Below are 11601 nucleotides of genomic sequence, written 5' to 3'. Positions count from 1 at the left end.
ATATTTTCCTATCTTCATCTCAAAACATTTCTTTATGAGCAAATTAGCTTTATTAGCCGTAGTCATTACTTTAGTAACATCCTGCAAGCTGATGCCAAAAGAAGGAAAAGATCATCAACAAAATAAAACAAGCAAAATGTCAGAAATCACGCATAATACAAACTGGAAGCATTCAACGAATATTTATGAGGTAAATGTGAGACAATATACACCGGAAGGAACTTTTAATGCTTTTATAAAGGAACTGCCCCGCCTGAAAGATATGGGTGTGCAGGTATTGTGGTTTATGCCCGTAACACCTATTGCGAAGGAAAAAATGAAGGGAACTATGGGTAGCTACTATGCCTGTTCCGATTATACCGCTATCAATCCTGAGTTTGGGACTTTGGATGATTTCAAAAACCTGGTAGATACGGCTCATCAGCAGGGTTTTAAAGTAATTATAGACTGGGTGGCTAACCATACCGGCTGGGATCATGTCTGGACAAAATCTCATCCTGATTATTATTTACACGATTCTGCTACAGGCACTTTTCATGTGGCCAGCGGTATGGATGATATTATTGAGCTGAACTATCAGAATCCCGGGTTGCGTAAAGCGATGATAGAAGCCATGAAGTTTTGGGTGAAAGAATGTGATATTGATGGTTTCAGGTGTGACCTGGCATCGTGGGTAGAAGTAGATTTCTGGCAGGAAGCACGGCCTCAGGTAGATGCGGTAAAGCCTTTATTCTGGCTGGGAGAGTTTGATGAGCTCGAAAATCCAGACTACGGTAAGGTTTTCGATGCAAGTTATTCCTGGAAATGGATGCATAAAACAAAGGATTTTTATCAGCAGCATCAGCCATTACATGAGCTGTCCAGCCTTTTGCAACAGTATAATGCAATAGGAGATAGCAGCATGCGCGCATGGTTTACCACTAACCATGATGAAAATAGCTGGAACGGAACGGAATACGAAAAATATGGAGATATGGCCAAATCGCTTGCAGTGTTCAGCTGTACCTGGAATGGTGTGCCACTTATTTATAGCGGGCAGGAGCTGCCTTTAAAAGATAAGCGCCTGGAATTTTTTGATAAAGATCCTATTCCCTGGACGGGCAGGTATGAACTGCACGATTTTTATAAAACATTGCTGAACCTTCATAGCAGTAACCCGGCGTTAAGAGGTGGCGACCCGCAGGCGCAAACCCTTCTATTGACAACGACTGCTGATGATAAGATTTTTGCCTATTTGCGGAAAAACGGGAAGGATGAAGTGCTGGTAGTGCTGAACTGGTCGCGGGAACCTGTTCATTTTGATATTACAGATCAACAACTGAGCGGATCCTTTAATGAAATATTTTCAGGCATATTGAAAGAATTTACGGCTTCGAAAAGCTTTAGTATGCAGCCCTGGGATTACCTGGTTTATACTAAAAAATAGCAGCAATATCGCTCTGCCGGTATTCTATAGCATATAGAATGTTATATCTTTTTTAGCTTCCAGCGGCCTTTTTTAAACAATATAAAAGATACGATAGTAATGGCAGCTTCTGCTACGGGAATGGCTATAAAAACACCGGTTGGCCCAAGCTTTAAATAATTAGCCAGCAGGTACGCCACCGGAATCTGGAATAGCCAAAATCCAAAAAAATTAACTTTGGTTGGAGTCCACGTGTCACCCGATCCATTAAATGCATTGATCATCACCATACCCACTCCGTAAAAAATAAATCCGGATGCCATGATATACATGGCTCTTTTAGCTACTGAGCGCACATGTTCCACTTCACTAAAGAAACCAACCAGCCAGTCTCCCAATAGAAAGAATATAAGCGATACCCCGATCATAAAAACAACGTTGTACTTTACGGTTTTCATAACGCTTTGCTGGGCTCGGTCCGGCGCGTTAGCACCCAGGTTTTGTCCTACTAATGTTGATGCGGCACCACTCAATCCCCAGGCTGGTAACATAAAAAACATCATTAATCTCAATGCGGTCTGGTAACCTGCACTTCCATCCTCGCCACCTGTTACAGCTACCAGTCTTGCTAATACGATCCAACTGCAGGAAGCTATTACAAACTGGAAAATACCGGGGGTTGAGATCTTTATCAGCGACCTGATAATCTTTGGGTCAGGTTTAAAATGCCTCGCTGCCAAACGTATTAACCCATTGCCTCTCAATAAGTGGTATATCTGGTACAGCACCCCAATGCTTCTTCCGGTAGCTGTCGCCACTGCTGCGCCTGTAAGGCCCATGGCAGGGATGGGGCCTAATCCATTTATGAAAATGGGGCATAATATTACATTACATATATTGGCTACCCACAAACTTTTCATAGCGATTGCAGCATTACCCGCACCACGGAAAATACCGTTTATTAAAAACAATAGCATAATAGCAATACTGCTACCCATCATTATTTGCGTAAATATTTTTCCATGTGCTGCTGCCGGTTCAGTTGCTCCCATTGCCATTAATATTTCTTTGGCATAAATCACCCCTGCAATGCTTAAAACCGTGTTAACCGCAAATGCAATAATAATCACCTGGGCAGCGCTATGGGATGCTTCCTCGCTGTTTTTTTCTCCAATGCGTCTGGCTACAACAGCCGTTGCTGCCATGCTCATACCAATAGCTACAGAGTAAATAACGGTTAACACAGATTCTGTTAACCCAACCGTTTGTATAGCAATACTGCTTTCTTTCAGGTGGCCTACAAAATACAGATCTACCAATGCAAATACCGATTCCATCATCATCTCCAACATCATGGGAATAGCCAGCATAATGACGGCTTTAGGTATGCTTACTGTAGTATAGTCAATTTCTTTGCCCTGTAAAGATTCTTTTAGCAATCGCAGGTATAGGACTGCCTTACCAGCACCTTTATGAATTGAAGTCATTTATATGTAATTGTGAAGTTAGTGGAAAGTATAACCAGGTGCTGAAGTCTCAGCTCCTGATTCGGGAATGCAAAAACCGGGGGTACTTAATGTATGCGTACAAGGATACCGGCAATAAATAGCTTCATCTTTCCATCTTTTTAGTATCGCAAAGATAGGAGGAAATAAAAAAAGATAGCTGTTTTTTGAACCAATAAAAAAGTTTAAAAAAAGAAACAGCTTAAAGGCTTACAACTTTTTCATCGCAGCGTAATTATCATTGCTGCGAAAGGCAGCTATATGTTGTTCCTGTTAATACCTGCAGGTCAGGCAGTTTTATACCATTTAGATAAATTGCATCAGATGAAGCTCTGCCTGACAGTGCTTTTGTAAATAATATTACATATTATGTAGCTTTGCCTCATGCTCCCAACATTTACAAAAAAAGAGTCGCCGTATAAAACGACAACTCTTATTATCAATATATTTTAGTTTTTAACTAAAATTTTACTTCACCTCTTCATAAGGAACATCTGTTACGTCTTCAGCTGCGGAACCAGTGCTGCCTGCCTGTTGGTCTCCGGGCTGCTGTGCCTGCGCACCTGCTGCATCTGGACCTGCTGCCTGACCAGATTTATAGATATCTTCGCTTGCCGAGGTCCACGCATTGTTTAATTCAGTCATAGCAGCATCAATAGCAGTGATGTCCTGTTGCTTATGGGCTTCTTTCAGCTTTGCTGCCGCATTTTCAATAACTGTCCTTTTATCAGCCGGAATTTTATCACCGTATTCCTTTAATTGCTTTTCAGTCTGGAATATAAGGCTGTCTGCCTGGTTCAGTTTATCAATTCTTTCCTTTTCTGCTTTATCAGCCGCTTCATTAACTTTTGCCTCAGCTTTCATTTTTTCAACTTCCTCTTTACTCAAACCGCTACCTGCCTCAATATGGATCTTTTGCTCTTTACCGGTTCCTTTATCTTTTGCGGTAACATGCATAATACCATTTGCGTCAATATCAAACATCACTTCAATTTGAGGCACACCGCGGGGAGCCGGCGGAATACCATCCAGGTTAAACATACCCAGGCTCTTGTTATCTTTAGCCATTGAGCGTTCACCCTGCACTACATGAATTTGTACACCAGGTTGATTATCAGATGCTGTAGAGAATACTTCTGATTTTTTAGTTGGGATGGTAGTATTGGCAGGGATCAACGTTGTCATTACGCCGCCTAAAGTTTCAATACCTAAAGACAGCGGGGTAACGTCGAGCAGCAATACATCTTTTACTTCGCCGGTCAGCACAGCTCCCTGTATAGCAGCCCCTATTGCCACTACTTCATCCGGGTTTACGCCTTTATTCGGTTTTTTACCAAAAAATTTCTCTACAATTTCCTGAACTTTTGGGATACGGGTGCTACCACCTACCAGGATCACTTCTTCGATATCACCTGGTTTCATGCCGGCATCTTTGAGAGCCGCTTCACAAGGTTTTAAGCAACGGGCAAAAAGATCATCAGCCAATTGTTCAAATTTTGCACGGCTTAATTTCTTAACCAGGTGTTTAGGTACACCGTCTACTGCAGTTATATAAGGTAGATTAATCTCTGTTTCAGAAGAACTTGAGAGTTCTATCTTAGCTTTTTCAGCAGCTTCTTTCAGGCGTTGTAAAGCCATTGGATCCTTGCGCAGATCAATAGCTTCATCGGTTTTGAACTCGTCTGCTAACCAGTCCATGATTACTTTATCAAAGTCATCTCCACCCAGGTGTGTATCGCCATTGGTCGATTTTACCTCGAAAACGCCATCACCCAGTTCTAATACTGAAATATCAAAAGTACCGCCACCCAGGTCAAATACGGCTATTTTGTGGTCTTTGCCTCCTTTATCCATCCCATAGGCTAAAGCTGCAGCAGTAGGCTCGTTCACAATACGGCGAACATTTAACCCTGCAATTTCACCCGCCTCTTTGGTAGCCTGGCGCTGTGCATCGTTAAAGTACGCCGGTACCGTAATTACGGCTTCAGATACTTCCTGGCCCAGGTAATCCTCGGCTGTTTTCTTCATTTTCTGCAAAATCATGGCAGAAATTTCCTGGGGAGTGTATAACCTGCCATCTATATCAATCCGAACTGTATTATTGTCGCCTTTGACTACCTTATAGCTCCAGTGGCTGATCTCTTCACCCACTTCATCGAAGCGGCGACCCATAAAGCGCTTCACAGACATAATCGTATTTACAGGGTTAGTGATAGCCTGTCTTTTTGCAGGGTCACCTACTTTACGTTCGCCATTTTTTAAAAACGCCACTACAGAAGGCGTGGTGCGGCGGCCTTCATCATTAGCAATAACTACCGGCTCATTACCTTCCATAACCGCAACGCAGCTATTGGTAGTTCCTAAATCTATACCAATAATTTTACCCATAATATTTATGATTTTTTGTTTTATATAATTTGCTGTTGTGCTTCCTACAGTACAGCATAAGCGTATTTTCAATGATTGTGCCGAAGCTGTAAATATGCAAAAATGGCAGAATGCCGGGTGTCCTTATTTTTATGCAGTGCTTAAAAAAAAGATTATTTAATTTGCTACCTGTGTTGCGTTTGAACTTTGATTAACGTTATAACATTTAAATCAGCTGATTTTTGATTTTTAATCCATACTTTATTTAAAAGAATATTAAAAGATGAAAGCTACTAATTTTCTACGTATCAAACCACTACAGGGTTTTACTGTAGCAGTTTTGGCAGCGCTGGCCCTGGCCTCGTGCAGCAAAAGCGATTCTGGATCAGACTATCCTGTTAACCAGTTCGCGCAGGTGGAAATTATACATGCCGCAGCCGGTGCGCCGGCTTTAGATGTGTCATTTGATAATAACCGCCTGGGGGTAACTACTTTTAACTTTACCGACCGGATCGATTATTTGAGAGCTACTCCTGGGAACCGCAATTTCAAGGTATTCAGTGCCTGGGCGGCAAGCTCCACTCCGCTATTCACCAAAGACCTGGCGTTTGAAGCGGGTAAACATTACAGCGTTTTTATAGTAGATACCGCTTCTAAAATGGACGTAGTATTGCTGAGGGACAGCAGCCGGGCTGCCGGTACAGACTCTGTTCGCCTTCGCTTTGCCAATATGAGCCCCGATGCACCGGCGTTAGACCTGTATGTAAAAGATAATCCGACACCTATAGCTACGAATATTACTTATAAAACTGCCGGTAATTTCTTTAGTTATAAATCGGGAGTAAATGTGGTATTTCAGATAAGAGCTACAGGACAATCTACCTTGCTGGCTACGTCAGACCCGGTTAATTTAGTGAACAGCAGAATATACACTGTGTGGAACGGTGGCTATATAAACGGTAATGAGACTGCCGGTACCCGTATAAGGATCAGTTCTTTTACACATAATCCTTTGTATTATTAGATTTTGATCCGTACTTTATGGAAACTGCAATCAGCCCCCGCTTGTTTACAGGCAGGGCTGATTTTTTAGGATCAGGGGAGGGGCAGGAACTTTGAAACAGGCGTGATTGTATAATTTGCTCATGTTTGCACAGGTGTACATGCGAGCGTGGCAAAACTGACGATAGGAATAATAAGCCGGCTAAAAAAACAGACATTGGCATTAAGCGGAGCAGCACTGGAGCTTATATTGAAAGGATGCCAAAATAACATTGAGCATCATAAGGAGGCACTTTACAGGGGCTTTTATGGCTACCTGAAGGGTGTAGTGGTTCGTTATGTAAGTGATCTTCACTTTGCAGAAGAACTGGTAAATGATAGCTTTATTAAGATATTTAATAATATAACAACTTTTAATGCGCTGAGGCAGACAGGAGATATAACGGCGTCTTTTAAAGCATGGGTGGCCAAAATAGCTTCACGTACGGCTATTGATTATTTACGTAGAAAACGGATCGAATTTGGCAGGGAGGAGGTAACAGATGTGCAGGTGGCCTCCGTTAACTACGCTAATATATATAATTCAGAGGCCAAGGATATTCTAAAACTGCTCAATGAGCTGCCTCAAACCCAGAAAGCAATTTTTAATTTATACGAAATAGAAGGATTTACGCACCAGGAAATTTCGGGGCTTCTTAATATCCCCGAAAATGTAAGCCGGTCGTATTTATCCAGGGCTAAAACAAAGTTAAAGGCTTTATATAGCGAAAATTTTAGAGCATGAAGGAGCAAAACGACGATATTTTTAACCACTTAAAAAGCGTTTTACAGAACCATGAGGAGCTGTACGACGAAGGCGCATGGGAGCGTTTTGCAGCCGGGAACAAACCCGCTGTGAAAAGAAACGCTGTTGTTGCGATGTGGAAATGGGCTGTTGCTGCCGCTGTTATTGCCGGTTTAATTTTAATTACCGGTGTTTTTGACACAGGAAAAAAGGATAATATCAATATTCCTCTTGCAGGAGATATGGAGGCTCATCATCAATCGGCTGATAGTAATAAGCTTTCTGGTAATAATACCCTGGCATCTGCTGAGCAAAAAGAAGACATTGTTTCTTTTGATAAGAAAAACAGCACTGTTCATAATAATAATGGAATTATTGTTTTTGCCGCCCCAAAAACTGCAACACAATCCCGGGCCGTATTAGTGCAGCCCGGCCCCACTGTAATTCCTGCCGCATTGCCTGATAAATCTCCGGAAACAGCGCATGTACCGGCTATTCAGGAACTGCAGGCACAACAACCCGAAATTGACTTTTGGAAAAATAAAATTGTTGAAGATAACAACCAGGACCAAAAAGCTGTTTTAAAAGATAATGCCCGGCTTATTACAGTTTCGACTGCGGCTTCCGCAGAAAAAAGAAACCGGGGTGAAAAAAGCAGCAGGTGGCAACCAGGTATTTTTATATCGCCGTTATTTGGGGATCTGGGAGTGAACATGGGTTATGGATTTTCATTAGGGTATGCTATTAATGACAAGATCAGGATCAGCTCAGGTATTGCCCATACCAAAGTTACAGCTTCGCGCTCGTATGAGGGTGCCGCCTCACCATCACTCGGAGATGCAGCAATGGCCAGTAAGCCGCTCAGTATGCCTGAGGTTTCCTCTGCTTCCGGCTCATTAAAAAATACACAAAGAGTCATGTCCTCTAACAGTTATGTTACCGCGCCGCAGCAAATCAGCACCCTGCAGCAAATTGACGGCTCTCTTTCGGGGATTGATATACCGGTGGAGGTGAATTATAATATTGGTAAAAAGCTTTACGCTTCTGCAGGGGTTTCAGGGCTGGTGGTTATTAATGATCAGAGGCAATATACGTATTTAGACAGCCGGAATGAAAAAGTGACTGTACAAAGTAATATGGGTGGTTTGAAAGAAGACCGGTCGGTAATGTTCAATGAGCAAAATGTAACATCGCAACCTGTAACGGCCGATGAGCATATACCTTTCCTGGGGTTTTATAACCTGTCTGTTGGTTTCAGGCAAAAAATCTCCGGCAGGAATGCTGTTTCCCTTGAGCCATTTATTAAGAGACAGGTGAAGGTCAGCACCCGTCAAAACCTGAATTACGGCGGAGCGGGGATCCGTTTAAAATTTGACTTTTAATACCCGTATATATGAAGACCAGGCCTGCCCTCTACCGGCGGGTCTTTTTTATTCAAAAAAAAATCTGCGATAAACCAAAATCTATTTTGCTGATTGAGGCCACACCCCTAATTTTGCGCCCGGAGAGATGGCAGAGCGGTCGAATGCGGCGGTCTTGAAAACCGTTGACTGTAACAGGTCCGGGGGTTCGAATCCCTCTCTCTCCGCTGAGAGGGTCTTCATCAAGAAGATCCCTCTTTTCTTTCGTAAATCAGCAATTCTTTTTCTTTCATTTTCAAAATGGTTATGCGACAATAAACCGAGCATTGTAGATGTTCGATAAATACCGTTTTCGTAGTACAGATTGCTGTCGAACACCGTGTTCACAAATTCCCTTTTTTGCAGAGCATCGGACACCTTATATACGTGGTGCATATCGATCAATAGGTTTAGGTGATTGTCTTCTAAGATAAACGCTTTGCCCTGGTCATTATTCAACCGTTCAATCGCACCTTTGAGGTTCGGTCGTAGGTGTCCCTGTTGATTTCGTTCTTTATGCATCTCTCTTCGACCGGAAACAATTTTTCCCCGACTTCATGCAAATAAATGGCTTTTCTTTTCGATGACCGTTTTACGGTTGCTCTTCATTTCCAAATCGAGCGAGCTTTTGATCACTGTCCTATAGTGATTGGCATATATAGCAAAACACAAAAAGTTATCTTTGCACAATGAATTGAAAAACAATGTCGAAAAAATCAAATGCCATACCTGTAAATTCTATTGCGCATATATTCGGCACAGGCATTTTTATTGGAAGAATGACGAGCGAAGATTTTTATTCCTACGAACATTTTGAAGAATTTGACACCATAAAACAGTCGCACAGGGACGAATATCATTTGTTCTTCTTGCAAGAAAAAGGAACAACTACAATTGAAATTGATTTTCAGAAATACACCATAAAACCGTCATCAGTTATCTTTATTCATCAAAATCAGGTGCATCGAACCTTATCGTTTAAAAACGCAGTTGTAAGCATTTGGGCCATCAGTAATGAAAATCTAAATTCTGAATACCTGAATTTTTTGGAAGACATTACGCCTGCAAAACCTTTATCATTAAGCAAAGAAACATTTGATATTATTTGCGAAGCGGTATCATTGAGCATAAAAATTTTTGAAAGAAAAAACAACAAACTATACCATTCGTTATTAAAAGACAGTTGCAATACTTTGGTTGCTTTAGTTACTTCACAATATTTAATCCAATCAAAACCGCTTGACAAACTTTCACGCTTTGAAATTGTATCAAAAGGGTTTAAAGCCTTGCTGGAGCATAACTTCACAACCGCAAAACGCCCGACAGAATACGCACAGCAATTAAACATTTCGGTTACATATTTAAACGAGTGTGTAAAAAACACAACAGGTTATTCCGTTACACATCATATACAACAACGTGTGATTTTAGAAGCGAAACGTTTGCTTTATCATTCTAACAAATCGGTAAAAGAAATTGCAACCGAATTGGGTTATGATGATTACCCCTATTTTTCACGCTTGTTTACTAAAGTCACGGGAATGTCTGCTTTAACCTTTCGGAACAAAAACCGTGAATAGTCCAATACTTACCTTTTTCTTTTATTGTTTGATATTATTGTTCATTGTTCCTTTGCAGTGAGTTTTAAAATAACAAACAATGATTTCAAGTATACCCAAATGGGTCAGTAATTTATTTGGAAATTCTTTACGACCCAATGTGAAAATTATGGAAATAGCTTATTTAAGTCCACAAATAAAAAAGATACGTTTTCAAGGAGATATATCAAAATGGACCTTTCAAATCGGTTTCGCAAGCGTAGTTCGTGTAAGTGAAACAGAATTTAGAAATTATACAGTTGCTTATCACGATAGCGAAAATGGAATTTTTGACATTGTTTTTCATATTCACGGCAACGGAATTGGAAGCCAGCTTATCAATTCGTTAAAAACAAATGACGAATTGTTTGTCAGTCCACCAAGAGGGAAAAAGTTTTATGAACGAAACATAAAACAACAATTTGTTTTTGGAGATGAAACTTCATTAGGACTTGCCTGTTCGTTTCTTCCACTTTTGAAACAAAATCAACAGCAATTTCAGTTCTATTTTGAATTGGACGAAGAAAATAAAAATGTTCCCGAATTATTAGACTTGGAAAGCTATACTGTATTTCCCAAAAATGATTCTTTCAGAAATGAAAAATGGATAAGTGATTTACCTTTTTTTCAAACATTGGACTGGCATACCGCAAGTTTTGTTCTATCAGGAAACGTAAAATCAGTTCAAACATTCAGACAGGTTTTGAAAAGCAAAACCGCAGGAAAGATACGCTCACAAGGTTATTGGCTTGAAGGTAAAAAAGGATTATAAAAATAAATTTCAGTATAGTGATTTATATATTTAAAACTTCGGTATTCACAGAGATTGACATTCAGTCATTACAACCACATTTGGATGAACTTCAACAAACGCAATGGAATTTTGACCTTGAAGATTGCGACAAAATTTTACGCGTTGATTGTCTGTCAGAAATATCAGAGGAAGTAGTAATCAAAATTTTGCAGAATAACGGTTTTGATTGTGAAGTGTTATTATATTAAATTAAATAAATCAGGCAACAACTATTTATTTATGCCATTGAAATATCAACTAAAACAAACCGTTCAATTTTCCGAATACACGGCAGCTCCGATTACAGGCAGGTCAAAACAGACGTAGTGCAGATTGTGGAAAGCGAAATGGAACGTATCAAGAATGAACCCGATTTACAGCATTTGATACAGCACGAGTAAGTTAGTAAATAAAGAAAAAACGACAGAGGACTTGCAGATCCTTTGTCGCTTTTATATATGCTCTACAGACTATTCTCGTAAAACGAAGTTTTAACCCCGTTTACCTTGCTACATTATCTTCGCCCCATTTATCCATTAACTTTAAAATTTGTTTGAGAGAAAGCCCAAGTTCTGTTAATTCGTATTCAACTTTTGGTGGTATTTGCTGATGAACAATCCTGTTTACCAGACCATCATTTTCCAATTCTTTTAGTTTTGCAATTAGCATTCTTTCGGAAATTCCAATCAGTCGTTTTCTCAATTCGCTGTACCTAAGTTTCTTTTCGTTCAAAAGGTAAGAAAGAAT

9 protein-coding genes and 1 tRNA gene are annotated in these 11601 nt (G+C 40.4%); 7 read left to right on the top strand and 3 right to left on the bottom strand.

The features are described from left to right. Positions 1 to 34 precede the first annotated feature (34 nt). Positions 35 to 1426 (top strand): alpha-amylase family glycosyl hydrolase, encoded by a 1392-nt coding sequence (locus tag ACYVBM_RS18040; protein WP_460687096.1) that lies wholly within the window; start codon positions 35 to 37, stop codon positions 1424 to 1426. A gap of 41 nt (positions 1427 to 1467) precedes the next feature. On the opposite strand, the gene ACYVBM_RS18035 is transcribed toward ACYVBM_RS18040, so the two are convergent. Both ACYVBM_RS18035 and dnaK read right to left on the bottom strand, forming a co-directional pair. Further along, positions 1468 to 2892 carry an MATE family efflux transporter gene (locus ACYVBM_RS18035; RefSeq protein ID WP_460687095.1) on the bottom strand — a complete coding sequence of 475 codons (1425 nt, stop codon included), beginning with the start codon at positions 2890 to 2892 and terminating at the stop codon, positions 1468 to 1470. A 486-nt stretch (positions 2893 to 3378) separates the two neighbouring features. Further along, on the bottom strand, positions 3379 to 5298 hold the full coding sequence (gene dnaK, locus ACYVBM_RS18030; protein ID WP_460687094.1) for a molecular chaperone DnaK: 1920 nt from the start codon (positions 5296 to 5298) through the stop codon (positions 3379 to 3381). 262 nt (positions 5299 to 5560) lie between these two features. Between dnaK and ACYVBM_RS18025 the strand changes: the two genes are divergently transcribed. From ACYVBM_RS18025 to ACYVBM_RS18000, 6 genes are all read left to right on the top strand, one after another. Further along, positions 5561 to 6301, top strand: coding sequence for a DUF4397 domain-containing protein (locus tag ACYVBM_RS18025; protein WP_460687093.1), 741 nt, complete (start codon positions 5561 to 5563; stop codon positions 6299 to 6301). A gap of 195 nt (positions 6302 to 6496) precedes the next feature. Continuing rightward, a complete protein-coding gene (locus ACYVBM_RS18020) occupies positions 6497 to 7063 on the top strand; it encodes an RNA polymerase sigma factor (RefSeq protein ID WP_460687092.1) in 567 nt (188 codons plus the stop codon). Then, complete coding sequence (locus ACYVBM_RS18015; RefSeq protein ID WP_460687091.1) at positions 7060 to 8445, top strand: hypothetical protein; 1386 nt, start codon at positions 7060 to 7062, stop codon at positions 8443 to 8445. The genes ACYVBM_RS18020 and ACYVBM_RS18015 overlap by 4 nt, the downstream gene beginning before the upstream one ends. 121 nt (positions 8446 to 8566) lie before the next feature. Next, a tRNA-Ser gene (locus tag ACYVBM_RS18010) sits at positions 8567 to 8651 on the top strand. A 516-nt stretch (positions 8652 to 9167) separates the two neighbouring features. Then, positions 9168 to 10043: a helix-turn-helix domain-containing protein gene (locus ACYVBM_RS18005; protein ID WP_460687090.1), complete on the top strand. Its 876-nt coding sequence runs from the start codon at positions 9168 to 9170 to the stop codon at positions 10041 to 10043. Positions 10044 to 10122: 79 nt separating this feature from the next. Next, entirely contained in the window at positions 10123 to 10833 is a 711-nt protein-coding gene (locus ACYVBM_RS18000; RefSeq protein ID WP_460687089.1) for an FAD-binding oxidoreductase, read from the top strand. A 522-nt stretch (positions 10834 to 11355) separates the two neighbouring features. On the opposite strand, the gene ACYVBM_RS17995 is transcribed toward ACYVBM_RS18000, so the two are convergent. Next, positions 11356 to 11601: winged helix-turn-helix transcriptional regulator (locus ACYVBM_RS17995; RefSeq protein ID WP_460687088.1), on the bottom strand; the 246-nt coding region annotated here is incomplete at its 5' end.

This window comes from Niabella aquatica, from assembly GCF_054779315.1.
This window is presented reverse-complemented; position numbering and strand designations above follow the sequence as displayed.